The following is a 26872-nucleotide window of genomic DNA, read 5'->3' as shown; positions in this document are numbered from 1 at the left end:
CGGCCGTGGAAATCACCGAAGTGCGCATCAAGCTCATGGAGGACAACTCCGGCAGCAACGAGCGCCTGCAGGCCTTCTGCAGCATCACGTTTGATGACATGTTCGTCATCCGTGATCTAAAGATCATCGAGGGGGCCAAGGGCTTCTTCGTGGCCATGCCATCGCGCAAGCTGACCGACCGATGCCACCACTGCGGCACGAAGAACCACCTGCGCTCTCGGTTCTGCAACCAGTGCGGCGCCCGCCTGGATGAGAATCGCGCTCTTCGCGATGCCGACGGCCGTGCCAAGCTGCACGCCGACATCGCGCACCCGATCAACTCCGGCTGCCGGGAGAAGATCCAGGCCGCAGTCCTGGCCAGCTACGCCGAGGAGCTGGAACGCTCGAAGATGCCCGGTTACGTCTGCCGGTACGACGATTTCGACGACGATTTCGACCCGATGCCGGCCGCCAACCCCTACGAGACCTCGGTGCCTGCCGCCCAGGCCGGCCCTCCGCTGCGTCGTGGGCCGTTGCGAAGCCACACCCAGCACGCCCGGGGGGGCCAGTCGGTCCTGCGGGGGCCGCACGTCGCCCCGCGTTCCGATGCCCGGCATCATCAGAGCGCCCCGGTCGATCGTGACGCCGAGTTCGGCTCGGGACTCTGAGCGATGACGGTGCGGTCGCCTCGACCGTCACAAATCGGTGCTCAACGACCGCCGATCTCCTCGCAAGGTGCGAGGAGATCGGCGTTTCTTTCTTGTTCGGCCGGGGTGGGCCTTTGTCCGTCTTGGATCTCGGTTCGGGCAGGGTCCGCGATGGACGGCATCTTAAGCCTGGGGGAGACTCAACAAAGTCGGCAACCCTTCGAACTGACCACTCTTGGAATGCCCGATCGCAAGGACCCGTTACTCGATCGAAACCTTTCCGGTATCGGATGCAAGCAGATTTCTCCGGGCAACCGTGTCGTCGCTCAACGCGTCTACCCCAAGAAAAGGGACCTCAAGAATCGAGACCGTCACACAATAATCGCCTGGTAACATCGGGATCCGTTCGGTGAAGGTGGGACGAATATGAGTCCCTTTCGCACTCGATCCAATCTGGTTCCCATACGTGTGAGAGAAGACCGGCAATCGTTCACCCTGAGTCGTCACATCCAACTTCCAAATGAAGTTCATGGTTCTCGCGGAGTTGCGAAGATCGAGAATCGCGGAGACATCGATATGATTATGCGTCGATTCCAGGTGTTTGATCCTGACCGAGTACGTGGCCGATGGGTATTGGTCCGAAGTCAAGGTGATGGTGTTGCCAGGGTCGTTCTTCGGGGGACCAGCCGGGGCCTCTGACTCGGTGATGGTGACCTGAGGGGGCTTCGTCGGAGGGACGACCTTCGCATCGACCACGTAAGTTGCGGTCAGGAAGGAGGCAACGCAGAGCGCTGCGAGAACGCAGGAACCGACCAGGGTATTGCGATGCATCGTGACCTCTCCTTGGTGGTGGTAAGGGAATTGTCGAACCGGCAAGGCCGCTGGTGCGCTTGGATCGATTTTGTCCGTGTTTGAACAACTAAAAAAAAGTGAATCACTGTCGTAATGACCACTCCATGATCTTTCCTGACCACAGGAGAGCACGTCAAGGAAATTCCCGAATTGATTCGCTGCTGGAGAGTTGATCGGGGACGTTATGGGAGCGATCTACGCAATCCCTGTTTCGGAGGATCCTCGGCTGCTCAGAATGCGTTTGGTACTGGCCTCTCGTCGTCTGTGCACTAAAATCCTTTGAGAGAATCCGTAGCCAGGAGTCGGAGCACCGGACAACCATGAACGAAGCGATCGCTGGTCCAGCTTCCCGATCGTTCCGGCTGCGTGCGGTCCTGTTTCGTCTGATCCGGATGGTCCTGCTGGTGTACCTGGGGTTGATGCTCGTGCTTTCAGGATTCCAAGCCAAGTTGATCTTTCCCGGCCAGGCGTCACAAGGCCTGGCCGTGTACGCCGTCGTTCCCCGCGACGGGCTGGAACGCGTGGAAATGACGGCCGAGGGGGGAGAGCGGGTGGTCGGGTTGTTCGGCGCGGCCCTTGAGGCAGACGGTTCGCCCCGGGAGGATGCCGACCGACGGCCGACGATTTTGTTTTTCTATGGCAATGGGGATAGCCTGGCCGGAAATCTGCAACAGCTCGAATCGTTTCGGAGGCTGGGTGCGAATGTCATGATCGCCGAGTATCTCGGCTACGGCCTCAGCGGCGGTCAGGCCAGCGAACAGGGATGTTACGCCACGGCTGACGCGGCACTGGCTCATTTAAGGAGTCGAACGGACATTGATCCGAGTCGGATCATCGCCGCAGGGTGGTCGCTTGGCGGGGCGGTGGCGGTGGACCTGGCAAGCCGGGAGGAACTGGCGGGGCTGGCGGTCTTCTGCTCGTTCACGAGCATGCAGGACATGGTGCGCCGGTTCTACCCGATCCCGGGCCTCGGCCTGTTCCTCAAGCACCGATTCGAGAACCTGAAGAAGATCGAGGGCATCCGATGCCCGACCCTGATCGGCCATGGCTCGGACGATCAGATGATTCCCGTTGAGATGTCGGACCAACTGGCCTGGGCAGCCGGAGGGCCGGTGATGAGCTTTCGGGTGCCGACAGACCACAATGACTTCTTTCTCGCTGGGGGTGATCGGATTCAGGCCGAACTCTCGCGGCTGGTGGAACACGTCGCTTCCACTGGTCGATGACCGGGGATGAAGCGGATTTGCCCTGGCAGCCGATTGGGCTCGAAAGGAGTCATGGGGTTACACTGGGTGCGGAAGGGTGCTCAGGACGATCGAGCGATTCGAAGTCGTCCTTACGGCAAATCGAACCCGGCGAGAAGTCCTTGTCTCTTGATTCATCCTCTCCCGTTCGATAGATCGCGTAAGACGATCCTTTCCAGATGGGATCCTTCGCGTTCAACGCCAATCGAAGTTCAGGACATCCGAGCAGAAACGGGTAAACACCCATCCCCTGTGCGGAGCGGGTCGGAACAAGGACAAGTTCGGCGGACTGGATGTGCCTGGCCATGCGATGCGTATCGATGGTTCCTTCCATCCCAGGCAGGAGGAACAGGGTTACGGAAGGCAAAAAATGATCGGGATAGAGGACCGGAGCCGCACCCGCCATGGAAAGAACCGCTGTGGGGTGGCCTTCTACGCGACGAAGGACCTCCTGCCACTCCGCTTGCTGTTCAGGGCTCGTCCAGAGTCCGCGAGAATCGGCCGAGAAGCTGCCACCGTCCCAGGCCGCGACGACCTCTCCGGGAATGCTTCGATCCGCGACCAACGCAAGGGTGGCCAGGATGGCGACAACCAGGGGCCATGGAGCGCCGAGCCCGCCGAGGGCCGTTATGCCCAATATCAAGAGATACGAGTAGTATAGCCAGGAAACTTCTCCCGCGAAGAAGAAGCAAAGAAAGCTCATGTGAAGGATTGCACAGGTCAAGACAATCTCTCTTACGTGACCATGTGAGAGAGATTCGTTCCGTGCGTCACGCCCCTCACGTCGGATCGCCAGGGCCAGCACTCTCAGCCCCCCCGCGATCAAGGCAACCGTCGAGGCCAACCAGAACCCGAGTTGGGTTCCGAGATAGTGGCGAACTCCCGCATTGTCAGGAAGCCAGAATCGACGTCCTGTTCCGAAGAAAAAGCCGTAATCCGCATCGCGATAGAGCGAGGCAACCTGAAGTGGAAGAATACTTCCGATGAGCGGTCGTATTCCGAACACCACGGCGAGTACGACACCGAATCCGAGCGCAGTGAGGAACGCTGGTCTGATCTGAGACCAGCCTTCGCGTAACCGGTCTGACGTCCGACCGATCAGTTCCCTGGCGATGAAACCCAGCAGGACCAGGCCGAGCACATAGGCCATGCTCGGCTTGGTCAGGACGGCGGCCGTGGCCAGGGCAAGCGCAATGTGGCGACGCCCTCGGGCCTGTTCGGCCAGGGCGTGACAGATCAAGACCGTCTCCAGGGCATGGCTTAGGCTGGGATGGGTCGAAGGCAAGGCATAAGGAATCGTCACGATCAGAAACACCACGCCTGGCACGCCAACGCGCAGAGCCGACGCCAATCGTGCCATTCCCCAGGCCGCGAACACATGGCTCAGGACCATGAAGCCCAGGTAGGTCTGCGGGGTTTTCTCAAAGAGTCCGAACCCGAATCGACCCAACAGAAGCGGCAGTAAGCCATACGGATAAAAGTAGTCGACAATCGGTTGCTCCCCGCGATCAAGGAGCGCTTGTACCGTTAGGTTCGCGCCCCAGTCGGCGAAGAGGAAGTTGTCAAAGGTCGAGACCGTTGGGAACCGTGCCAGGAAGAGTCCGACAAACCCCACAGTCAGGACGGCCCAGAGCCAGATCGACCGCGTCGGCCAAGGTTCCAAGGTCACGCCCCTTCTTGATCCTGGAAGGGATTGGCAGGATGCGACGTAGCCAGGCGAACACGACACGAACAGTGCTGATCGGTTTCGTGATGCACCGGGAGAATTTCCCCGTCCTTTTTGGTCCAGGGCATGGCGCGGTCAATTCTTCCCGGGTCGCACCTTCCCTCGACACAGATTGACGGTAACACCTGACTTGAACCGCGTCAAATTCGACATCGCAACCGACGCTCGACGATTCAGAGACAGGCCGAGGATGTCTGACGCTCGGCTTTGGTGACGTTTTGAACCTGATCGAATCAGGCCGGTTGGGTCGCTCGGAGGAGTCGGTCTCGCACAGCGGCCCAGTCGGGGAGGTCGGGAGGCATCAGGACCAGGATCAGCTCGGCACCGGAAGCATCGCAGTGATGAAGGGCATCGTAGAGGACTCGGGCAGCGCGTTTGGGGTCGGCCAGATCGATTCGAAGCCGAACCCCGAACGGACCGAAGGCTTCGGCAGCGGGTCCGATCGAGAGCACAGCGATTCGGTCGGCAGATGGGAGCGGTGGGATCGGCTCGCCGGGCTCAACCCGAATCGCAAGGGTTCTTGGCGCGTAATGGATCGCCATCAACCCTGGACTGGCGGCGGGCTCATCGAGGTTGTGCTCGAACGTCAAGGCATGACGTTCGAGCACGGTTCGACCAAGGGTGAGTGAGAGGGCCTCCGCCTGAATCGGGCCGGGACGGAGGATGCGAGGGGGATCGCTCGTCAGATCAAGGACAGTTGATTCAAGCCCAACGGCGGTGGGGCCGGCGTCGAGGATCAGATCGATCCGTCCGTTGAGGGCCTGGGAGACGTGTTCTGCCCGGGTGGGAGAGATGCCGGTCGAGCGATTGGCACTCGGCGCGGCCAACGGGCGGCCGACCCGGGAGATAAGAGACCTTGCGACCGGGACATCGGGCACTCTCACGCCGACAGTATCGCGTCCGCCGGTAACAAGGTCGGGGATGAGGGCAGATCGAGGGAGGACGAGCGTCAATGGGCCCGGCCAAAAGTGCCGAGCAAGGGTTTCCGCGGCTTCGGACCAGTGGGAAACACAACGGCGAGCGAGTTCGGGGCCGTCGGTGTGGACGATCAAGGGGTTGGTGGATGGTCGGCCCTTGGCGGAGAAGATGCGGGCAACGGCCTCAGGGTTCGTGGCATCGGCACCGAGGCCATAGACCGTCTCGGTCGGAAAGGCGACGAGACCGCCGGCGAGGAGGATCTCGGCAGCCTCGATCAGGGCCGGGGCGTCCGGGTTATCGGGCGCGATCGATCGTATCGGGGTGGCTCGGGTCACGGGAGGGCTCGTCGGTCCCCTGGCTTTTCTGCTTCTGCCGGGCGGCGATGCCGGTGGGCAGGCCGCTGGAAACACGGTCCTCGTACGAGGCTCGAAGCGTCTCGTACAGCTCGTTGCGGCGATCGTAGAGCCGCTTCAGTGGTCGGGGTTGGCACCGGGCGAGGGCGTGGGCCGTGATCAAGGGGAGCGCAATCGTGCTGTCGGTGTAGCAGACGACAGCGTCGGGCAGGCGTTCGGGATCGACCTTGCCCCAGGTCATGGCCTCGTGAGGCGTCGCCCCCGAGAGGCCGCCGGTGTCGGCGCGGGCGTCGGTGATCTGGAGGAAGTAGTCATGTCCCGATTCTTCGAGGCCGAGGACTTCCTGAATCTGCGGCTCGGTCTGAAGAATGAAATTCTTCGGGCTGCCGCCGCCGAGGATCAGGACGCCGGAGGTGCCACCACTGCGCTTGGCGTCGTAGACGATGGCGGCGGTTTCGTTCACGTCGCGGAGGGTATCGAGCTGCAAGGCCCCGCCGGCAAGGGACCGTTCTGCGGCGTTCATACCGATGGAGCTGTCGCCAGGGCTGGAGGTGTAGATGGGGACACCGGCCTCGTAAGCAGCCGCGAGGAAGCTGTTGCCGGGTGTGCCGCCAAGGGCGCTCGAGCGGGCATGAAGATACTTGCCGACCTCGAAATGGAATTCGGCGGTGCTCATGGATCGCGAGAAGGCGTCGCTGGCGAGCAGTTCGCGGTAGAAGGCGTCGGTATCAAGCAGGGTCTTGTAGTCGAAGACAATGTCGTAGATGCGAATGATGTCGTGTTCGCGGAGCCGGAAGTCGTCGAGGCCGGGAAGGCTCTGGTGGAGCGGCAGATCGAGGGCGTAATGGGTGTCGTGGTAGAGGTTCGCCCCTGTGGAGACAATCCAGTCAACGAACCCGGCCTTGATGAGGGGGATGAGGCAGCTCATGCCGAGGCCGGCGGGGGTCAAGGCCCCGGAGATCGTCAGGCCGACCGTGCAATCCGGTTCGAGCATCTTGCGGGTGAAGACCTGGCAAAGTTCGCGGAGCCGTCCGCCGTTGTAGCTCAGCATCGCCTGGTCAATCAGGTCGGCCGCCGACACATCGCCCGTGACCGAGGGAGGTGCAATCCGGTGACGACTGATCTGATGAAGATACGCGTTCTCTGCCATGAACCAACCCTCAAAAGGGGGGTCTCGGACGACGAGGCAAGTGACAGGAGGGATCGATGAACTCGATCCAAACGCTTCGCCCGGCGGGGAGGCAAGTCAAGGCTCGCTTCCCCGCCCATTGTCGGCGCCTGGATCAATCACGGCCGCACGGATCTAGACACTCAGGGCAAGAGGATGGCTGCGGCGACGACGGTGGTCCAGTGCCCTCGGGCATGGCCGACGGCTGTGGCGGTGACTTCCTTGGTCTGGTAGATGACGTCGGCGATCTTCCAGATCTCGCGCTTCTCGTCCCAGGAGCTATCGGGGTCGAATTCAACGCCGAGCACGGTGGCGAGCATCTCGGCGGCCAGGTCCTCGGCGTAGTCGGCGGCGAACTTCTCGCTCTGGCCGTAGGCGTGGTGCTCGGAGAGGTAGCCGAAGCGGTTGCGATCGCGAGGGATCGCCACGCCGACACTGGCGGCGCAAAGTCGGTTCGGCTCGGCCGTGGCGCACTCGCTCATGACGCAATGCACGATCTGGCCGGGTTGAAGCTGCGGTAACCCTTCGTCGATCGAAATCTCCTCGCAGTTCGGAGGGAAGATGCTCGATACGCGAACGAGGTTATAGTAGGCGATCCGAGCATCACGCAAAGCCAGCTCGAAGCTTGAAAGCTTCTCACGATGCACGCCAACGCCCTTGGTGAAGAACAGCTTCTTGGGGACATACATTTCGGAGTTCTTGCTCCCGTGAGTAGCCATCCCGGATCGGAGTTGACCAGGATGTGGCGAAACGAGTCGCCCGGAGGGTCCGGAGAAATCGAATGGATCACTGTATCCGTTCGAGGACCCTCTCGACAAGAGATGCAGTCGCAGTTCCTCGAAGGCTCGGGAAGCTGCGATTTCGTCGGTTCGGTTCGGGTAAGATCAATCATTGAGGACGAGGTCGTTATTCCAGGAGACCGGAGCCGAGGCTTCGACACCGATGCGTCAGTCGGGTTGGCAATGGAAGACCGGGTGGATCGGTGCAGGCCTGGTCCTCGGATCAGCCGCGCTCTTCACGATCAATCGGAACCCGGAGGATGGGATCGCCTGGCTGCCGATCGGGCTCGGAGTCCTGGTCGGCTGTGGACTGGGATTCCTGGCGGTGGTCTCGACACGGCATCGACGCAGGGATCAGGACGATGGGGACGAATTCTCGACCGATCGAACGCTCGCGCCTTCATCAACACCTCACGACCAGCGTCCCGCAGACGGGGAGGTGGGCGTCATTCCGATCGTGGGAGTGAAGGGGGCTTCTCCGGTCGAGGGATGGGAGTTCCGCCGGTTTGCAGGGCTGGAGCCGCGTCCGGAGGAGGGAGTTTTCCGGAGTTATCGAGTCTGGGGACGTCGGTTTCCTCCGTTACTCGGACGGGTGGCGATGGTCTCGCTCTTTGTGGGTCGGGATGGGAAGGCCTGGTCGATCGATGAGTTGATCAAGGCCCATCGCGCCTTGCGAAGGGCGGGAGCCTGGATCGAACGGGAGGCGATTCGATGGCAGGTTCCGGTCAATCTCGACCTGGCCGAATGCTTCTTTGCAACCGTCGAGGAGGACACCGACCGCGAGGTTGCGATCTTTCGACCCGATGAATGGGGGGATGCCGGACTGCCCGACCCGGACGCCGAGTCTCGGATTCTCGGAATCCTCAGCCGATCGGCGAGTCAGCTCGGCTTCGTGGACCCCGTAGATCTGCTCGGTCGGATCGGCCGCCGAATCGAGGCCGACCAGATCGTCTGGCTGCTGCATGTCCGACGCGCCGGCAAGTCCATCGCCTTGCCGAGTGACGCGACCGGGATTCCCGGAGTGGCCGTGGCCGTTTGCTATGCCCGGGAAGATGACTTCGAGGCTCCGATGGCAGGCCCACCGTTCGCCGATCCGATCACCTTCGTTCACGAGTTGATGCACCTCTTTGGTGCGAGTGACAAGTACGACGTCTCCCTTGCCAGCTTTCCGAGAGGGACCGTCAGTGAACGCGATATCATGGTCCTGGGAATCGAATCCCTTTCACGACTGCACGTGGACCCGCTGACCGCCGTTGAGATCGGCTGGGCTGCGTCTCCAACTGATCGACCTACCGGCCCGAAGCGTCCGTTGCGGAGTAATCCGGTTCGAGGTCAAGCTCCCTCGGCAAATGAAAAACGCCCGAGACGACCGTGAAACACGATCGTTCGGGCGATGGGGCGAATGCCAGGAGTTGTCAGTGATTTTCCCAGCCGGTCGATGATATCAAAAGAAGGCGACGATCAATTGACCTCAGCTGCCTGGCCCGATTCGACGAGACGGTTGATGATCTCCAGGGCGTCTTCGGCCCTTCGAAGATCAGCATATTTCGCCATCGGAGCCGAGGACGACCCATCACCGTAAATTCCGACGATGGTACGAAGCCCATTCGACTCGCCGACGTCCGCTCGGAGAAACAACCCCGACCGGATCAACGAGGCGAGGTTGCGCTGCCAGAGCTGGACATCGGACAGTTTCTTCGTCGAGAGCATCGGCGAGTCCCCCCGCGGTATGAGGACCATCCCTGGCCGGTCTCGGCGTCGTGAGACGCCCCATTGATAATGTAGACGATAGAAAACCCGAGTGACGCTGGACGGCTCGATTTTCGATCTTCGAAGTTCGGGTCGAACCAATCACCCTCGGATTGAATTGCCGGGAGATTTGAGACCTGATCCGCCCTTGAGCCCCGACGTGTCTCGAAGGGCTGAATCCTTTCTGTCGATACTTCCGGAATCGGAAGCGTGACCCTCACTGACTTCGGACATGAGAACTGTAGGAGCAAACCAGGGGCCGGGTCCAGGAAAAGGCACAGAATTCCATCCAACCAATCGCGTTCGATTTCGCCCGATGTTTCGTTCAGAAAACATGACACGACGGACGTGGATGGAGTTCACCCGATTGCCAGACCCTGGAGAACTCACCGCAGCCCCTTGTCCAATCAAGCGTTACGCTTCTGAGGAAAGAGCGCTGCTGTGTTCGCCGGGAAGTTCCGGCAGTCTTTGGAACCGGAAACGACGGAAAGACACGGAACCCAGGGACGATCGGAAACCTTGAACGAAACCGTTCCTGGGGAGATGAGACATTTTGGCAGTCGATTCTCGAAACGGCATGATGCCCAAGGAATGGGCATTCGTGCCAAGAAGGTTGACGAGGGATTGGCCGAGCTAAGGCCCCTTACTCCAGGGCCTGCCGCTTGTGCCAGTCGGGAGCGAAAATGTTGAAATGTCCTGGTCGAAAGGGAAGGGATCGAATGACCTCCTCATTGAGAGTGACTCCCCAACCAGGTCCATCGGGTAGTGGGAAGACCCCTTGCGAGACCGCTGGGCATCCAGACGCCGCAGCCAGGGCCGGATTGCCGGATTGACCGGACGGCAGGGGAGCATCGGCCTCGAAATCGTTGAAGGTCTCCATGATCCGGAGATTTGGCAAGGTGGCCGCGATGTGAAGGTTCGCGGCCATGGCGACCGGCCCGGCGACATTGTGGGGAGCGACGAGCATTCCGAAACGATCGGCCAGTGAGGCCAGGGTTTTCAGCTCGGAGACCCCACAGCAGTGCGTCAGGTCGGGCTGAAGAATCGCACAAGATCGCTGTTCGAGGAAGGGGAGAAATTCGCCTGTCTGGTAAAGCCGTTCCCCGGTGGCAATCGGAATGGACACGGCGTCGGCCACGCGGCGATGCCCCTGGGCGTCGAGCGGATCGACCGGTTCCTCGGCCCAGCCGAGGTCGAGCGGTTCGAGGGCCCGGATCATTCGGATCGCATCGGTTACGCCGAACCGGCTGTGCATGTCGAGGAACAACTCAACATCCGGCCCGATCGCCTCGCGAACGGCTTCACAGAGCTGAACGACTTCCAGCAGATCGGACCGGGACAACGAGCCGTGGAGGGTGCCGAAGGGGTCGAACTTCAAGCCGCGGTAACCTCGGGCGACGACCCGTCGAGCGGCCTCGGCGAAGGATTCAGGAGAGCGATCGACGCGGTACCAACCGTTCGCATAGGCAGGGATCGTGTCTCGGACGGCTCCACCTAGAAGTTTGTAGACCGGGACGCCAAGCGCCTTACCCTTGAGGTCCCAGCAGGCCATCTCGATCAGGGAAATGGCCGTGGTGACGATCTCGCCGGGCCTTCCTTGATCGCCGTGGATCATCGTGTGGACGAGCTTTTCCGTGTCGAAGGGGTCGATGCCGAGAACGTAGCGATCCTTGATCGCGTTGAGGTAGGCCAGAAGTGCCTCGGTCCGGTTCGTGAGACGAGCCTCGCCGAGACCGACGTGGCCGTCGTCGGTCATCAGCTTGACGAATGTGAGGTTCCGCCAGGACGTTCCGAGAACCAGGACTTCCAGATCGGTGATCCGCATACGCGACGATCCCCCTTGTTCCTCATCGGGAACCCTGTCGGCTTGCGAGCCAGGCATCACGAGCCAGAGCCAGAGCGCCTTGGATCACGACCGACTCGCCGAGGGCAGAAGGGACGAGGTCAAACGAACCTCGGAAGCCGGGAAAGACGAGTTGATCGAGGCGACGGCGGATCGGAGCGAACCAGAGGTCGTCTCCGATCAAGGAAACACCGCCTCCAAGAACGATACGCTTGAGCCCGATCAGGGTGACGGCATGGGCCAGGCCAGCGGCGAGCGCCTGGGTCGCCTGTTCGAGAATCGCGAGGGCACGGGCGTCTCCCAGGCCGGCGGCCATGGCGACGACCTCGGCGTTGAGTTGTTCGGGATCGCCATCAACGAGATCAGAGAGGGTTTCCGCCCCTGGCTGTCCAGAGGCGATCGCCTCTCGGGCAAACCGGGTGATCGACCAGCCGGAGGCGGATTGCTCGACGGTCCGGCCCCCCTGGCCATTCGAGTCAGGAGGAATGACCCAGACGTGGCCGATCTCGGCCGCGCCGAGACCGGTCCCGCGGTGGATTCGGCCGTCGAGGATCAGGCCGCCGCCAACCCCGCTCCCGATTGTGACGTAGAGCAAGGGGGAGGCTCCCCCTTTGCCGGCCCCGAAGCGGGATTCGGCCAGGCCAGCGGTATCGGCGTCGTTTTCAATCGATACGGCCTCGGTCTGGAATTGCGATCGGCCCCAGTCACGTAAGGGGAAGCGATCCCAGCCGGAAACGTGGTGCGAGGTGATCGTGATTCCCTGTTCCACATCGATCGGGCCGCCGAAGCCGATGCCGACGCCTTCGATCGCATCTCGGGTCAGGCTGTGAGCCCAACAGGCGCGGTCAGCCTCTTCGAGAATCTGATCGCGGAGGGCCGAGGCCCCGGAGGCCGGATGGATCCGAGCTCGTCGGAGTTGCACGATTGAGCCATCGCCATGACCGAGGCCGACCTGGAGTTTCGTGCCGCCGATCTCGACGCCGAGCAAGAGCGGTTTGGCCATGACGAGCCGCCTCTCAGGCTCAATAAGGGGTCAAGCCGAAGATTCCGAGGCATCAGACCCGGACATGCGTCGGTAGAGGTCACCAATGAGCCAGTGGAAGGCAACCAGGTGCAGCGACTCAGCCGTGCCCATGTCATCGACCGGGCAGTGGAGGCTGTGATGAGCCATTTCCAAGAGCTTGCCGCCGGAATAGCCGGTGATACCGACGGTCGTTAATCCGTTGGCGTTGGCCCATTCGACCCCTTTGAGAATGTTCGGGCTGTTCCCCGATCCGGAGATTGCTAGCAGCAGATCCCCGGGTGAGGCGTAGGTCTTCAACTGCTCGAGGAAGACGCGGTCGTAGCCTTCGTCGTTGGCCCAGGCCATGATGCCCGCAGTATTGTCGGTGAGGCTCAGGACCTTGAGGCGCTTTTGGGACTCGAAGTCACGCAGGGTGCACTTGTTGAGGTCCTCGCAAAGGTGCGAGGCACTCGACGCCGAACCGCCGTTCCCGATGACGAAGACGAACCGATTAGCGTGGTAGGCACGCTCGATCAACTCGGCCACCGTCTCAAGTTGCGCGGCGTCGATCCGCTGGATCTCGCGGCAGACACGATCGAGATACTCCCTGGCACCGAGGTTCGCGGCGAGCATGAGGGGGTCCGTCCTTGATGAGGTCACTCGGAGCCCTTTGGAGGTGTTTAGGCGATTGATTCCGAGCATAGCCGGGATAGTCGATCGCGCCAATTCCAGGAGCGGGACTTCGGGAACGCGGGTTTCTCTGGGTTCGTTCGGGTCGGTCCGATCACGCGGTCCGAGACGTAACGCAGTTGGGAAGGAAGACCAAGGCCCTCTTGTCTCAGAAGGGCTGGGCGGAAATGATCGGTGGAACACGTCATCGTGCATGAGGAACTGGGCAGAGGGAATCTCGACGCCCTTGCAACGATCCTCCAGGTGTCGAACTCAGACGCAGGGACGGGCCATCCATCGTTGAAGTCGAGCCAATCGCAAGCGGAGGGCACGTCCCGATGTCGGAACAGATGAGGAACGCTCAAGAACCCGTCGGACGGCTGGTGTCCGCATTGAAGGCACTCGCTCAGCGGGTGGCTGAACGAGTCGAGGCTGAAACCAAGCTGGATCAGGATCACGCACAACGAACCGAGGCCGCCCGTCGAGCGTTCGAAAACGCGAACAAGGCGAACGACCGAAGGTTTCAGCAGCAACGTGCCGAACTGGATCAACGCGCGAAGGAGATTCCTGCTAAGGCAACTGCCACATTCGAAGCCAGAAAAGCGGAGGCCGACGCCACCTTGAAGTCGGAAAAAACCCGCGCCGAGCAGGAGTATCGGGAGCGGATCGAAACCATCAAGCAAGCTCAGGCCGACCATCGATGGGAGGTCGGTACGATTTGCGAGGCGGGGCTCAACGACGCCAAAGGGGAACTCGAACGGACCCAAAATCAACTGACCGAGGTCAACAGCCGACTGATCGCCATTCGGGCCGAGATTGATCAGCATTTAAGCGCATGCCGCCTGCAATCGGCAGTCAAGGGACTTGAGGTCGAGCCGGGGGCAAACATAACGACGGACGAACACCCCACGGCCGACGCCGCCAATCTTGCACTCGATGAGGCGGAGAACCGCTTCGACGACCTGCGCAACCTTGCCCTTCCCAGGCTCTTTCGAGGAATTCGACCGGCGGGAATGGTGCTGGGCCCCACCATCCTGGGAGCCATTGCGGGTTTCTTTCTCCGCGAGGGTTGGATCGGACCGGCGGCAGGTGGAGGGATCGGCGTGGTGGTGGGAGTCATCCTGACGATCTGGCTCTATGCGACGGCTCGCGTTCAGGTTCAGCGGGCCCTGGGACCGTTGCAAAAGGCAATCGGCAGTGCCACCGATCAGGTCGTCCGCTCGCGCAAGGAGGCGGTCGCTGCTCATGATCGTCGGGAAAGGGAACTCCTGAGCACTCGCGATCGCGAGCAAGCTGCCGCCGATGCCCGAGCCAAGACCGCCGCGGCCGAGGCTCGAACCGAAGCCCAGGCCATTCTCGCTTCGGCCAACGAGGCCCATCAGACTGCCATCGCAGAGACCACCACAACGCGAGACGACCTCCTCCGCCGCATCACTGAGGAGGTGGCTCGAATGACACCGGAGATCCAGACTCAATTCGAGAAAGAACGGGATCGCCTGAACGCCGAATATGATCAGGCGACCCTGGCCGCTCGGCAGCACACCGAAGCCGAGGCCGACGCTCTGGCCAATCGCTGGCGTAACGGACTCGCCGAGGTGCGCGATGCCCTAGCGCTGGTCGATGAAGAGATCACCAGCCGATTTCCCAGGTTTGAGGAGGCGGGGAGAGAGGATGCCCCTGTTCCGAAGGAGGTACCCCCGGCGCTGCGGTTCGGTCGGCTCCGAGTGGATCTGGACATGTTTCCCCAGGGAAGGCCAGCAGACCCCACCTTGATGGAAGGGCTTCCCGACCATTTTGATCCCCCAGCGATCGTTCGGTGCCCCGAAGGCTGCTCATTTCTGCTGAAGGCCGATGCGGAAGGACGACCGGCGGTGCTGAGGGCGATGCAGGCGATCATGCTCCGCATCTTGACCGGATTTCCACCCGGCAAGGCACGGTTCACGATGATCGACCCGGTTGGGCTAGGTCAGACCTTTGCCGCGTTCATGCACCTGGCCGATGTCGACGAGCAACTCGTGACCAGCCGCGTCTGGACCGAGACACAGCATATCGAACAGCGATTGCAAGACCTGACCGAGCACATGGAGAACGTGATTCAAAAGTACTTGCGCAACGAATACCAATCGATCACCGAATACAATGCCAAGGCCGGGGAAGTGGCCGAGCCGTTCCGGTTCCTTGTCGTGGCCGATTTTCCGATTCGTTTCAACGAGGCAGCAGCGCGACGGCTCCTCAGTATCGCACAGAGCGGACCGAGGTGCGGTGTTCATGTGATCGTTCTCGTAGATGTTCGTCAGGAACTTCCGCAGGGAATCGACCTGAAAGATCTCGAACGGCATTGCGCGGTCTTGCAATGGCGGGAAGGCCGGGTGCGGTGGACCGATCCGCTGCAAGGCGGGTTCCCCTTGAAGCTCGATGAACCTCCGCCGCCCGAGGTGTTCTCGGGCCTCGTACGGGCGGTAGGGAAGCGGGCTGAAGGGGCGAGTCGGGTCGAGGTCCCGTTCGACTTCCTGGCACCACGTCCAGAGGACTACTGGCGAGGGGATAGCGGGAAAGGGGTATCGATCCCGCTTGGCCGGGCCGGAGCAACGAAAATTCAGCAGCTCAAGCTTGGATCGGGAACGTCCCAGCATGTGTTGATTGCAGGAAAGACGGGTTCAGGAAAGTCAACGCTTCTCCATGCGATGATCACGAGCGCCGCATTGACCTATGCCCCCGATCAACTTGAACTGTACCTGATTGACTTCAAGAAAGGGGTCGAGTTCAAGGCTTACGCGACGCATCGCTTGCCGCATGCCCGCGTCATCGCGGTGGAAAGCGAGCGCGAGTTCGGCCTTTCGGTGCTGCAACGGCTCGATGCGGAACTGGGATCGCGAGGCGATCGGTTTCGGGAGGCGGGTACCCAGGATGTCGCCGCCTTCCGGGCCGCTCGTCCTGACGTACCGATGCCTCGCATCCTGTTGATCGTCGATGAGTTTCAGGAGTTTTTCGTCGAGGACGACAAGATCGCCCAGGAGGCCGCCCTGCTGCTTGACCGCCTGGTCCGCCAGGGGCGAGCGTTCGGGATTCACGTGCACCTCGGCTCGCAGACGCTGGCCGGAGCGTACACACTCGCCAGGGCGACCATCGGTCAGATGGCGGTGCGGATCGCGCTTCAGTGTAGCGAGGCAGACGCCAGCCTGATCCTCAGCGACGACAACACCGCCGCTCGGCTGCTCTCGCGACCCGGCGAGGCGATTTACAACGATGCAAACGGAAGACTTGAAGGAAATAACATCTTTCAGGTGGTCTGGCTACCCGACGAGCGTCGCGAGGACTATCTTCGTCGAATCGAGAACCTGGCCACCGATCGGGGCATCCGAATTCGAAAGCCGATCGTCTTCGAGGGGAACATTGCGCCTGATGCGGCCAACAACGAGCCGTTGACGACGTTGCTTGAGGCGGAGGCTTACCCTGATCCGCTCCCGAAAGCCACGTTTGCCTGGCTCGGAGAGCCGGTGGCGATCAAGGCCCCGACAGCCATGCATTTTCGGAGACTGGCCGGTTCTCATCTCTTGATTGTCGGTCAAAACGAGGAGGCCGCCCGAGGCTTGATGGCAACGGCGATCATCAGCCTGGCTGCTCATCGGCCCGATGCACGATTTGTCTTGCTTGATGGAACACCGGGGGATGATCCGAGGGCGGGCGATCTTTCTCGGATCACGCAAGCACTCCCGAACGAGGCGATCGCAAGTTCCTGGGGTCAGGTGGAGTCAAGCATCGCAGAGGTTGCCAACGAGGTGGAGCGGAGGCGGGATGAGGGAATCACCGATGCTGCTCCGCTTTTTCTGCTCATTCACGACCTGCAACGTTTCCGACAAATTCGCAAGGGTGAAGACGATTTTAGTTTCTCTACTCCAGATCCGAACGAGCCGGCCAAGCCATCGGAGTTGCTCGGAACGATTCTTCGGGATGGACCCGTGCACGGAGTCCATGTAATCGTTTGGGTCGATACGCTAAACAACCTGAACCGAACATTCGACCGGGCGACGCTTCGCGAACTGGAGCACCGGGTCCTGTTCCAGATGTCGTCGGCCGATTCCTCCACGTTGATCGATTCACCGCTGGCCAATCGCCTCGGTATGCAACGCGCCTTGCTGGTGTCCGAGGAGGCGGGACAGTTCGAGAAATTCCGCCCGTACGGACCGCCGTCCGAGCGATGGGTCGAAGAGGCGGTCGGCCGCCTGACTCGTCGATTGTGACACCTCAAGGATGGATCGACTTGGAAATTGCTATGATGCAGACACTTGATCAAGCTCGGCGTCGAGCTGTCACGGCCTTGATTCTGATCGTCCCCGCCCAAAGTTTAGGGGTGGCGGCGATGTTGCTTGCCTTGCAAGGCCCGATCGGACTAAGCATTAATCTGCTGAGCCGGGTCTGGATGGTCCTATTCCCTCTCTTGTGGACCTTGCGGATCGAACGTCGGAAGCCTCTGCTCAAATGGCCGAGCCTGTCTGGTATTGTTGCAGGCATTGTGACGGGGATCATCATGATGCTTGTCATGCTGGGGTGCTACGGACTGGTCGCCGATCAGATGGATCTGACTCAGATTCGAAACCGGGCACAGCAAACCGGGTTTGACAACCCGGTCCAGTTCGCGGCCATGTTCGGATTCATCATTCTGCTCAACTCATTGCTGGAAGAATTTGTTTGGCGTTGGTTTGTCTTTCGCAACCTGGAAACGCTCATTCCCAGACGGATGGGGCAATACGTTCGTCAAGGGATTGCGGTGGGGCTCTCAGCCTTGGCGTTCTCGATTCATCATGTGGTTGCCCTTTCGGCATGGGTGGGCGGGGGCCTGGTGATCCTTGGGAGTGTCGGGGTGTTCCTCGGGGCAGTGGTCTGGTCGGCTTTGTATGCCTACGACCGCACGCTCTGGCCTTCTTACGTAAGTCACATCTTCGCCGACGTAGCGATCGTAATCATCGGCTACGACGTGCTCTTTCGCCCATCGATGTGACGCGGACTGCGTTGCGATGAGTAAAGGAAGCAGAACGTTCAAGTCACGTTCCTCCCCAGGCCGAAATCACTCGATGACTCCCCGGGTGGTCGCGTAAGCGATTGCCCCGAGCTCAGAGGAATACAAACACGGTTTCGGACCAGATTGACTCAAGCTGGACATCCGATACCGATCGCAGAGACGCCAGAGGTGGGAGAGACCCGTGACGGAACCGGATCTGTTCCGATCGGTGACCGAGGCGATTCGCGATTGCAGCGAAGCGGCCCGGCAAACCGCCATCGAACCGAATTCACGATTGTTCGAGGATCTGTCGCTTGATTCACTCGATCTGGTGGCCGTCTTGATGCGACTTCAAGATGCGCACAGTATCGAGCTTGATCTCGACGCAGTTCCTGACTTCCGAAACGTTTCCGATTTGATGACCGAGCTGGGGCGTCAGCTTCGCTTGAAGTCTGCCGCCTGATCGCGTCATTCCAAAACACGCACGTTCGAGGGAGCCGGTCCTTCGGCTCCCCCCTCCTGGCCTCGAAGGATGACATGAGGCCCGAGTGGTACGAATGGCCTGCCTCGATGGATTCGACCCAGGGACGGGACATGAATCAGCAGGAACAAGGCAGGGGGCTCCCCCCCGTCGTGCATCGTCGTTTCACCCAACGTGTTCCGGCGATCTCCGGAGACGCATGGGTTTCTGTCTACCGGGCGATGGCGACGGCTCGACGGGTCGATGAGGCCGAGGCGGACCTAACCGCTCGAGGGCTCGCTTTCTTTTCCTGTTCTGGGATCGGCCATGAAGCATTGGCCGTACTCGCACCGCTGCTCCGCGACGCTGATTACTTGCATCTCCACTACCGCGATAAAGCTCTCGTCCTCGGTCGAGGCGTTACGGCCTCGTCAATGCTGCACAATCTGGTCGCTAGTCAGTCATCCCCTTCGGCGGGTCGACAGATGACCCCGTTTCTGGGTGATCCTGCCTTACATTTGCTTTGTCAAAATGTTCCTGTCGGGAATCATGCGCTGCAGGCTGTGGGGGTTGCTGCGGCAATGGCTGCTCGCCCAGGCCAACCGATAGTCGTGTGTTCGATGGGGGATGGTGCGTCGCAGCAAGGCGAGGTGCTGGAGGCAATTGCCGAGGGAGTGCGCCGGTCGCTGCCGGTGTTGTTTTTGATCGAGGATAATGGACTCGCGATCTCGACCCACACGGCGGGATCCACCTTTTTTTCCCTTCCTGAAGGTTACCCAGAGCCCGAGCTCTTCTACGGTTTGCCCGTTCATCGGTTCGATGGACGCGATCCGGTGATACTGCAATCGGAACTCGCTCCGGTCATCGAAGGGGTGAGGGCCGAGCGGCTTCCTGCGCTCGCGGTCATTTCTCTCGAACGGTTGTCCAGTCATTCGAACGCGGATGACGATCGCGTTTATCGAGCACCGGAAGACGTTGATCGGGCGAGACAGCACGGCGATCCCCTAGCAATCCTCCGCCAACGGATGATTGAATCGGCCGTTCCCAAAAAAATGCTTGATGAGATCGACGCTGAGGTTGATCGCGTGGTTCGAGAGGCGGTGGAGGAGGCCCTCCACGCGGCAGAACCGGCGCCGGTCTTTGCCGCCAAGGCGCCTTTGCCTCCAAGACTGAGTGATCCCTCGTCCGAGTACCGAGGAGCGGAGAATGGCGTCCGCCTGACGATGATCGAGGCGATGAGAGAGGTTCTTCGCCACCGACTCGAGACCGACCCACGTGTCACGCTCTCTGGTCAGGACATCGAAGATCCGAAGGGGGACGTCTTCGGCGTCACTCGGGGCCTGAGCACCGCGTTTCCCGGTCGGGTGATCAATGCAGCACTTGCGGAGTCGACCATCATCGGCAGTGCCATCGGACGCGCAATCGTGGGAGAACGCCCGGTGGCGTTCGTTCAATTTGCAGACTTTTTACCAGTAGCCTTCAACCAGATTCATTCGGAACTCGGCAGCCTATGGTGGCGAAGTGCAGGCAGCTTTTCCTGTCCTGTCATCGTGATGGTTGCCTGCGGCGGGTATCGTCCGGGGCTTGGTCCCTTCCATGCTCAGACGATGGAAGCTTTGGCCGCCCACGTGCCTGGTGTGGATGTGGTCATGCCGTCGAGCGCGGGTGATGCCGCGGGGTTGCTCAATGCGGCCTTCGAGTCTGGTCGGCCGACCATCATCCTTTATCCAAAAACCGCACTCAATGACCGCGACCGGACCACCTCGGCTGATGTAACCACCCAGCTTGTGCCGATCGGTCACGCTCGACTCTGCCGCAATGGTGATGCGCTGACCCTCGTGACCTGGGGGGCAACCGTCTCGATTGCGGAAAAGGTTGCTGATACCATTGAGGATCAAACCGGGCTGCGCAGCGACGTGATCGATCTTCGATCGCTTTCCCCCTGGGACCGGGACGCGGTGCGGGCATCGGCTCGTCGCACGGGTCGTTTGATCGTGATTCACGAGGACAATCAGACCTGTGGATTCGGGGCCGAGGTCGTTGCCGACGTCGCTGAACACGTTGGTTCAACCGTACAATTCAAACGGGTGACACGACCTGACACCTATATTCCATGCAATTTCTCCGCTCAGCTTGAAGTGCTACCCTCGTACCGACGTACCCTGGAAGCAGCTGCGGAGATCCTCACGCTGAAGCTTGATTGGGATGCTGGAGAATCGGATCCCTGTACGACGACGATCGAAGCCCGAGGGCCGAGCCCGGCAGATGAATCGGTGACCGTGCTCTCTTGGAAGGTGACCGTAGGCGACGTCGTTCGCAGTGGAACGCCGATCGCAGAGTTGGTTGCAGACAAGGCAGTCTTCGATTTTGTCGCTCCGATCAGTGGTCGGATTCGTACCCTGCTTGCCTCGGAAGGAGAAAGCCTGCGAGTTGGTGCACCGTTACTGAAACTGGAACCGCTCGACAACCAGGTCCAGGCATTGCGGCGGCGACCGACGCGAGAGGAACACGGTCGCCCGATTCTTCGTCATCGAACTCAACCTGACGCAGTCCATTCGATCGCGGCCCATGCGGACACGTCGATTCGGCTGGTGCGTCCGACCGTCGCGGTTGGGTCAAGGATTGTGTCCAATGAGGAGTTGATAGAACATTTTCCCGGGCGATCGACGGACGACATCCTGAAGCGCACGGGAATCTCAAGCCGCCACCGCCTCGCAGGTGATGAATCGGTACTTTCGCTCGCAGTTTCGGCTGCTCAGCAGTCGCTCGACTCGGCTGGGATCACTACCACGGATCTTGATCTGGTGATCTGTTGCACGGGGACTCCCGGCGTGATGACCCCATCGCTGGCGTGTCGAATTCTGCATGCGCTGGGTGAAGCCTCGGCGACGAGCCCAGAAGTGCCGGCGTTCGACCTTTCTGCGGCATGTTCGGGCTACCTTTATGGATTAGCGACCGCGTATGATTTTACGCGATCGCATCCCGGCGCTCGGGTTCTCCTGGTCACTGCCGAAGCACTCTCGCCTCTGGCAGACCAGAATGATTTTGATACGGCGATACTCTTTGGAGACGCCGCCACCGCAACTTTGATTGGTGGCTCAGAATCCAAATTGCCCAAAGAATCAATCCTCGGCAAGCTTCAACGTCCGGTTCTCTCGGCTCGAGGTGAGCAGGGAACCGTTCTTCGTGTCCCGTCTGCTGGAGATGGTCACATCAGGATGGACGGGTTGAAGGTCTATGCGGAAGCTGTGCGGAGGATGATCACGCTGCTCGAAACGGCTTGCGAGCGAGAGAAACTCACTCCTGGCGATCTCGACTTGCTCATTCCTCATCAGGCAAATGCAAGGATTATTCAAGATATTCGCATGCGATTAAAGCTCCCCGCCGATCGTGTGTTGATCGAGTTGGGAGCGTATGGGAACACATCGTCTTCGAGTATTCCGCTCGCCATTGCAACAGCACATGAACGAACGAACGCCGCACGCACGATCGGCCTGACGGCCTTTGGAGGCGGGTTTACGTTTGGCGCAGCCTTGCTCCGATCGGAGAAATGACGATTGGAGCCCTCCGCAAGTTCGTTCACGATCGATTGGGTCGTGGCTCCTTGGACACCCACATTATGCCTGAACGAGATCCCAGTAGAAATCCATTGTCCATCGGGCAACACTCTCCCAGCTAAAAAAGTGTTCCACCCGTTCTCGACTGCGTATCCCCATATCCTTGAGCTGTTCTGGATCGCTCAGAAGCCGGTCGATGGCCGCGGCAAGGTCTCTCGCGAACTCTGCGGGGTCGTTCGGCTCGTGTGCCTGATGATCGTCGGCACCTCCCCGGGGTTCGAAGGGAACAAGCAGCCCGGTCTTCTCGGGCACAATGACTTCCTTGATCCCGCCAACGGACGAAGCAACAACCGGCGTCCCGCAGGCCATGGCTTCGAGGTTGATAATCCCGAAGGGCTCATAAACGGACGGACAGACAAATAACGCAGCCTGAGAATAAAGGGCGATGATGTCTTCCTTGGGCAGGACCTTGGGGATCCAGAGGATCGGATTGCGGGCTTCGCGACGAGCGCAATCGACATGCTCGGTCATCTCGCGGCCGATTTCTTCGGTATCGGGAGCTCCAGCACAGAGAACTACCTGAACGTTTGACTGAATGTGCTTGATCGCATCGACAAGGTGGATGATCCCTTTCTGTCTCGTAATTCGACCCACAAAGAGGACGAACGGAAGCGAGCGATCAATCTCGTAGCGATCCAGCACGGTGGGATCATGAGTCGGCGTGTACTGATGAAGATCAATTCCGTTGTGGACCACTCGAATCCGATCGGGCGAGACACCGTAGAGTTCCTGCACGTCATCGCGCATGGAATCGGAAACTGCGATCACACCGTCGGCATTCTGGTAAGCAGTGCGTTCGAGCCAGGTGCTGGCGTCGTAGGCCGTGCCCAACTGCTCACGTTTCCAGGGGCGATGGGGTTCAAGGGAGTGAGTCGTGAGGACGAGTTTCGCACCGGCGAGTTGTTTGACCAGGCAGCCAGCAAGGTGTGTGTACCAGGTATGGCAATGCACCACATCAACATCTTCGAGCATGCCAGCCATGATCAGGTTTCGGAGCATCGTCTCCTTGAATTTTTTGTGTCGAGGGTCGAGGTAGGGCAACTCGTATTTTGGCTCGATGCCCCGAACCGAGAAGGTTGGCTCCTCGATTGACTGATCGCCGAAGCAAAGGACCTGAATGGAATGGTGACCGGGTTCGACCCGGTTCAAGGCTTGGGTCAGGTATTCGACGTGCACACCGGCTCCGCCGTAGATGTGCGGAGGATATTCGTTGGTCAGGATCGCGATACGCATGGAACACCCCTCGAACTCAGAACGCGACGGGAGCGCCGCATTCCCTGACGATACGCCGAGCGTGCGTCGGATGCCACGCCCCAGAGTGGTCGCGATCGAACGGTCAGACGGAATTCAGAGATCAAAGAGACCAGGCCCCAGGTTTCTTCATGGACGCGGAACCTGAGCCGGAGACTGGAGATAACGAAGCAGGTCGGCGATCTCTTGCTCCTCAAGGGGATCGAGGAGTCCCTCGGGCATCAGGGAAAGTTCGGAGGTCCGTTTTTCCTCAATCTCGTCTGCCGGCACGATGATGCGGTCAGAAGGGGTCTGGATGGTCACGGTCCGGTCGGTCTGCTCGGCGATCATGCCGTTGATGATGCGACCATCGGCCAGGGCGAAGATGGTCATCCGGTAATCGTCGTCGAGCGTGGCATTCGGGTCGACCAGATTCTCAAGCAGGTAGGACAGCTCGCTGCGTTGAGCCCCAGTTAATTCAGGTCCTACCTTGCTGCCTTCGTCGAACAGGATGTGGCACTGAGCGCACGACTGGGAAAACAAGATCCGACCACGGGCGGGGTCTGCAGAGGCGAGACGTTCGGGGGTCATTGTTTGTTGTAAGGCTTCGATTCGAACTCTGGCCTGCTCGGAGATTGGTCGGTACTCGGGCCAGAGCTTGGTAACACGATCGGTAATTCCTTGGTCTTCCAGGGTCCGGAGTTGTCGAACGAGGAAGGCGGATACGTCACCTCGATCGATTCGCCCCGCCTCCACCGCATCGAGCAGCCGACCGGCAGCCTCGGGACGAGATGCGAGGGAGCTGATCGCCTCTTGGCGAGCCTCCGGAGGAAGTCGTGTGAAGCGATCGAGCACCAGCTCGACGGCAGAAGGATCATTGAGCGTTGAGAGCCCTCGGACAGCATCTCGGGAAAGGTTACGGTCCGACAGTAATCCCCCAAGGAGACCGAGGAGATTGTCGGCACGGCTCCGTACCAGATTCTCCATCGCGTCGCGACGCGCGGACAGGTCCGCCTCCGGGTTCAAGGCGATCACGCGAAGCTCCTCAAGCGCCCGGCCATCACCGAAGACGACGGACAGGGCAAGCACCAGGCGACGCAGCTCGGGATTCCGGCTCGTTCCAGGTCCGTCAACGATGGCGTTCCAGCCTGGAGGGGGATCCACACGACGTAATCCCTGCAAGGCGTCGTTGACTCCGGAGAGAATCGCGAGTTGAAGGGCAGGATCATCGGATCGCGCTGTGTGACGGAGGATCGGAGCAACCCGTTGGGGGTCATTGGCGGCAGCGACCATCAGTCTTCTCGCAACGAACCGAGCAAGGGGTCCGAAGGGAAACTGAGCAGCCAGTTCGACCGCGCGATCGGGATGATCAGGAACCACCGGTTCGATGCCGTACCAGAGCATGAGAGGCAGGACCGGATCTTCTGCGAATTCAGAGCGAGAGGCAATCGCCAAGGCAAGAGGCCAGCGACGATCCGTCGGTATGGTTTGCAGGCTCGACGCGATGAAGGTCAGCACGAGGCCCGAACGGTCTTGATCAGCCAGGCGAGTCAGGGCATCGACCGCCGAGTCTGAGGGATTTCCCGTGTCAACGAGGAATCGGACGGCCCAGGTTCGGACGTGTTCACTCGAATCGTCAAGCAAGCTGATCAGCCAATCCTCATCCGTGGCTCCGATCCCGAACAGGGTCCACAGGGCTCGGAGTCGGAGAACTTCGTCCTCGCGGGTCCGAAACAGGGAACGAAGCGCCTCGCGGGCCTCAGCGAGATCGGCTCCCGACGCAGCCTGTTCCTGCAAGACCCGACGAGCCTGCCTTGCGTACCAGACATTCGGGTGCCGGAGCAAGTCGACCAGGCTCAGTGGATCAAGTGCCGCCACATCTGGCACGGAGGGAGGCAAAGGATCGCCAAAGGTGATTTTGTAGATTCGTCCCGAGGACCGGTGCACCCCGTCGTTCTCGTGGCACTCTCCAGTGTCGGACCAGTCAGCGACGAAGACCCCGCCATCAGGCCCCGAGAGGATCTCGATGCCTCGGAACCAGGGGTCGGACCAGGCGATCGGGTCAGGGAGGTGCTTGGCGGCATAGGTAGCCCCCGATCGTTCGATTCGATCTCGGTTGATGCGTCGACCGTGGAAGTTCAACGCAAAAACGTCTCCTCGAAAGGGATCGGGCCAGTTGTCTCCCTGATAGATCATCAGGCCGGCATGGGCATGGCCTCCCCCAGCCTGATCAGTTGAGGCGGACACACCGTCTCGGATGTCGCTCCAGGCCTCGCGACTATCCCAGTGGACGTGGTCGGCAGTCTGACCGAGCAAGGCGTAAAGGTTCGAACGATCGTGCTCTCCGTACATCCGTTGATAGTAAGCACCCGGGATCACATGCCAAAGGTGGGGAATCACCGTGTTGATCAAAAACAGCTGACCATGTTCATCCCAGTCCATTCCCCAGGGATTGGTCGTTCCTCGAGCAACCACCTCGAACACCTGCCGGGTCGGATGATAACGCCAAACGCCGCAGTTGATTCGGATACGGTCCTCCTCAGGAGTCCCCGGTCGCCCGACTCGGGACGTGGCCTGAATACCGTGCCGGCCGTACAGCCAACCATCCGGCCCCCAACGCAGTCCATTCACCAAATTATGGCGGATCGCGTCCGCTTCCCAACCGTCGAGGATCACAACGGGGGGACCATCCGGGCGATCATCCCCATTGCGGTCTGGGAGGAACAGCAGATAGGGGGCAGCAAGGACCCAGACTCCGCCAAAGCCGATCTCGACGCTCGATACCCGAACTCCCTCGTCCCAAAAGACGGTACGATGATCGAAGCGGCCATCGGAATCCGCATCCTCCAGAATGAGAATGCGGTCTCGAAGGTCGGTGTCGAAGTTGAGTTCGCGCTCGGCGTAGGTGTAATTCTCCGCGACCCAGAGCCGGCCTCGGGCATCGGTCGCCAGAGCGATCGGCTGCCGCACGTCGGGTTCCGAAGCGAACACAGTAGCCTGGAAACCTTCAGGCAAGGAGAGCGCCTGCAGGGCGTCAGAGGCCAGAGTTAACCCTCCCTGGGGATCCTGGGTGTCATAGGGTTGGGGAAACACTTGACCGCTTGCGATCGTCGTTGCAAGCCCCAGTATTGCCAGAGCGACCGCATGCTGAAGAGACTGGCACATGATCCGCAATGCCTCGGCAAGGCCACCGAGGATGACGAAGGGCTACGGCCGATGAACGATCCAGCGGGATCGGAGATCAACCGGAAGCCGTTCAGGTGCCTCGGTTGGAGAGAATTATTGCGACGCCGAGCCGCGCAGGTGGCGGCATCTCTCCGGTGTAACCGAAGCAAGCGGGGAGCTTCAAGTCACTGCCCCGAGCGTTCTCAGCACGACACTCAAGAGGTCATCAGAAGTCCTGACAGGTCGACCTCGAACGGCATCTTCTGTCTCGCTCGTGGTCCACTGATGGGGCCTCCGACTCCAGAATCGTCGAGAGGCTGGGGACCAGTTGCTTTGCCTCGGACAGTGTCAAATCGGGGGCGCAGAGGCGATCCAGGATGGAACGCAATGCCTCGATCCGATCCGCAGACTTTCCGGGACTCCCCATAACCGTACGACCTTGCGATCGACCTCCAAAATAAGTTTATCCAT

The 26872-nt window shown here is 60.5% G+C and carries 18 protein-coding genes; 7 read left to right on the top strand and 11 right to left on the bottom strand.

Features of this window, described 5'->3' with window-relative positions:
* The first annotated feature begins 5 nt into the window (after window positions 1–5).
* Window positions 6–647: a SpoVG family protein gene (locus tag HG800_RS02445; protein WP_169973282.1), complete on the top strand. Its 642-nt coding sequence runs from the start codon at window positions 6–8 to the stop codon at window positions 645–647.
* A gap of 240 nt (window positions 648–887) precedes the next feature.
* Here the strand turns inward: HG800_RS02445 and HG800_RS02440 are convergent, their stop codons facing one another.
* Window positions 888–1457, bottom strand: a complete 570-nt coding sequence (locus HG800_RS02440) for a hypothetical protein (protein ID WP_169973280.1) — start codon at window positions 1455–1457, stop codon at window positions 888–890.
* Between the two features lie 341 nt (window positions 1458–1798).
* Here HG800_RS02440 and HG800_RS02435 point away from each other — a divergent pair, with 341 nt between their 5' ends.
* Window positions 1799–2704, top strand: a complete 906-nt coding sequence (locus tag HG800_RS02435) for an alpha/beta hydrolase (RefSeq protein ID WP_169973279.1) — start codon at window positions 1799–1801, stop codon at window positions 2702–2704.
* A 49-nt stretch (window positions 2705–2753) separates the two neighbouring features.
* On the opposite strand, the gene HG800_RS02430 is transcribed toward HG800_RS02435, so the two are convergent.
* From HG800_RS02430 to HG800_RS02415, 4 genes are all read right to left on the bottom strand, one after another.
* On the bottom strand, window positions 2754–4391 hold the full coding sequence (locus HG800_RS02430) for a hypothetical protein (protein WP_169973277.1): 1638 nt from the start codon (window positions 4389–4391) through the stop codon (window positions 2754–2756).
* A gap of 290 nt (window positions 4392–4681) precedes the next feature.
* On the bottom strand, window positions 4682–5701 hold the full coding sequence (locus HG800_RS02425) for an L-threonylcarbamoyladenylate synthase (protein ID WP_169973275.1): 1020 nt from the start codon (window positions 5699–5701) through the stop codon (window positions 4682–4684).
* Window positions 5661–6869 (bottom strand): homospermidine biosynthesis protein, encoded by a 1209-nt coding sequence (locus tag HG800_RS02420; protein ID WP_169973273.1) that lies wholly within the window; start codon window positions 6867–6869, stop codon window positions 5661–5663. The genes HG800_RS02425 and HG800_RS02420 overlap by 41 nt, the downstream gene beginning before the upstream one ends.
* Window positions 6870–7030: 161 nt before the next feature.
* Window positions 7031–7576, bottom strand: coding sequence for a pyruvoyl-dependent arginine decarboxylase (locus tag HG800_RS02415; protein WP_169973500.1), 546 nt, complete (start codon window positions 7574–7576; stop codon window positions 7031–7033).
* 253 nt (window positions 7577–7829) lie between these two features.
* On the opposite strand from HG800_RS02415, the gene HG800_RS02410 reads away from it, so the two are divergent.
* Window positions 7830–9041, top strand: a complete 1212-nt coding sequence (locus tag HG800_RS02410; protein WP_169973271.1) for a hypothetical protein — start codon at window positions 7830–7832, stop codon at window positions 9039–9041.
* A gap of 86 nt (window positions 9042–9127) precedes the next feature.
* On the opposite strand, the gene HG800_RS02405 is transcribed toward HG800_RS02410, so the two are convergent.
* The 4 genes from HG800_RS02405 to HG800_RS02390 form a co-directional block, all read right to left on the bottom strand.
* Window positions 9128–9376: a hypothetical protein gene (locus HG800_RS02405; protein ID WP_169973269.1), complete on the bottom strand. Its 249-nt coding sequence runs from the start codon at window positions 9374–9376 to the stop codon at window positions 9128–9130.
* 682 nt (window positions 9377–10058) lie between these two features.
* Window positions 10059–11240: a mandelate racemase/muconate lactonizing enzyme family protein gene (locus tag HG800_RS02400; protein WP_169973267.1), complete on the bottom strand. Its 1182-nt coding sequence runs from the start codon at window positions 11238–11240 to the stop codon at window positions 10059–10061.
* A 22-nt stretch (window positions 11241–11262) separates the two neighbouring features.
* Window positions 11263–12261 (bottom strand): ROK family protein, encoded by a 999-nt coding sequence (locus HG800_RS02395; RefSeq protein ID WP_169973265.1) that lies wholly within the window; start codon window positions 12259–12261, stop codon window positions 11263–11265.
* Between the two features lie 30 nt (window positions 12262–12291).
* On the bottom strand, window positions 12292–12894 hold the full coding sequence (locus HG800_RS02390; RefSeq protein WP_169973263.1) for a D-sedoheptulose-7-phosphate isomerase: 603 nt from the start codon (window positions 12892–12894) through the stop codon (window positions 12292–12294).
* 374 nt (window positions 12895–13268) lie between these two features.
* On the opposite strand from HG800_RS02390, the gene HG800_RS02385 reads away from it, so the two are divergent.
* The 4 genes from HG800_RS02385 (at window position 13269) to HG800_RS02370 (ending at window position 21943) form a co-directional block, all read left to right on the top strand.
* Window positions 13269–17171, top strand: a complete 3903-nt coding sequence (locus tag HG800_RS02385) for an FtsK/SpoIIIE domain-containing protein (protein WP_169973261.1) — start codon at window positions 13269–13271, stop codon at window positions 17169–17171.
* A gap of 20 nt (window positions 17172–17191) precedes the next feature.
* Entirely contained in the window at window positions 17192–17929 is a 738-nt protein-coding gene (locus HG800_RS02380; RefSeq protein ID WP_169973259.1) for a CPBP family intramembrane glutamic endopeptidase, read from the top strand.
* A 202-nt stretch (window positions 17930–18131) separates the two neighbouring features.
* A complete protein-coding gene (locus HG800_RS27165; RefSeq protein ID WP_169973258.1) occupies window positions 18132–18392 on the top strand; it encodes an acyl carrier protein in 261 nt (86 codons plus the stop codon).
* Between the two features lie 131 nt (window positions 18393–18523).
* Complete coding sequence (locus tag HG800_RS02370; RefSeq protein WP_169973256.1) at window positions 18524–21943, top strand: beta-ketoacyl-ACP synthase 3; 3420 nt, start codon at window positions 18524–18526, stop codon at window positions 21941–21943.
* Window positions 21944–22006: 63 nt separating this feature from the next.
* Here the strand turns inward: HG800_RS02370 and glgA are convergent, their stop codons facing one another.
* Both glgA and HG800_RS02360 read right to left on the bottom strand, forming a co-directional pair.
* Window positions 22007–23239, bottom strand: coding sequence for a glycogen synthase (gene glgA / locus HG800_RS02365; RefSeq protein ID WP_169973254.1), 1233 nt, complete (start codon window positions 23237–23239; stop codon window positions 22007–22009).
* Between the two features lie 147 nt (window positions 23240–23386).
* Complete coding sequence (locus tag HG800_RS02360; RefSeq protein WP_169973252.1) at window positions 23387–26401, bottom strand: PVC-type heme-binding CxxCH protein; 3015 nt, start codon at window positions 26399–26401, stop codon at window positions 23387–23389.
* Between the last annotated feature and the right edge of the window lie 471 nt (window positions 26402–26872).

Origin of the sequence: Tautonia rosea (assembly GCF_012958305.1) — a bacterium.
GTDB lineage: Bacteria > Planctomycetota > Planctomycetia > Isosphaerales > Isosphaeraceae > Tautonia > Tautonia rosea.
Note: the sequence above shows the minus strand (reverse complement) of the source record. Positions and strands in the feature narration are given on the sequence as shown.

Coding starts and splice junctions, on each gene's coding strand:
- HG800_RS02440 (WP_169973280.1), bottom strand. CDS start 1,457: ATGCATCGCAATACCCTGGTCGGTTCCTGCGTTCTCGCAGCGCTCTGC.
- HG800_RS02435 (WP_169973279.1), top strand. CDS start 1,799: ATGAACGAAGCGATCGCTGGTCCAGCTTCCCGATCGTTCCGGCTGCGT.
- HG800_RS02420 (WP_169973273.1), bottom strand. CDS start 6,869: ATGGCAGAGAACGCGTATCTTCATCAGATCAGTCGTCACCGGATTGCA.
- HG800_RS02415 (WP_169973500.1), bottom strand. CDS start 7,576: ATGTATGTCCCCAAGAAGCTGTTCTTCACCAAGGGCGTTGGCGTGCAT.
- HG800_RS02410 (WP_169973271.1), top strand. CDS start 7,830: ATGCGTCAGTCGGGTTGGCAATGGAAGACCGGGTGGATCGGTGCAGGC.
- HG800_RS02405 (WP_169973269.1), bottom strand. CDS start 9,376: ATGCTCTCGACGAAGAAACTGTCCGATGTCCAGCTCTGGCAGCGCAAC.
- HG800_RS02400 (WP_169973267.1), bottom strand. CDS start 11,240: ATGCGGATCACCGATCTGGAAGTCCTGGTTCTCGGAACGTCCTGGCGG.
- HG800_RS02395 (WP_169973265.1), bottom strand. CDS start 12,261: ATGGCCAAACCGCTCTTGCTCGGCGTCGAGATCGGCGGCACGAAACTC.
- HG800_RS02390 (WP_169973263.1), bottom strand. CDS start 12,894: ATGCTCGCCGCGAACCTCGGTGCCAGGGAGTATCTCGATCGTGTCTGC.
- HG800_RS02385 (WP_169973261.1), top strand. CDS start 13,269: ATGTCGGAACAGATGAGGAACGCTCAAGAACCCGTCGGACGGCTGGTG.
- HG800_RS02370 (WP_169973256.1), top strand. CDS start 18,524: ATGAATCAGCAGGAACAAGGCAGGGGGCTCCCCCCCGTCGTGCATCGT.
- glgA (WP_169973254.1), bottom strand. CDS start 23,239: ATGCGTATCGCGATCCTGACCAACGAATATCCTCCGCACATCTACGGC.
- HG800_RS02360 (WP_169973252.1), bottom strand. CDS start 26,401: ATGTGCCAGTCTCTTCAGCATGCGGTCGCTCTGGCAATACTGGGGCTT.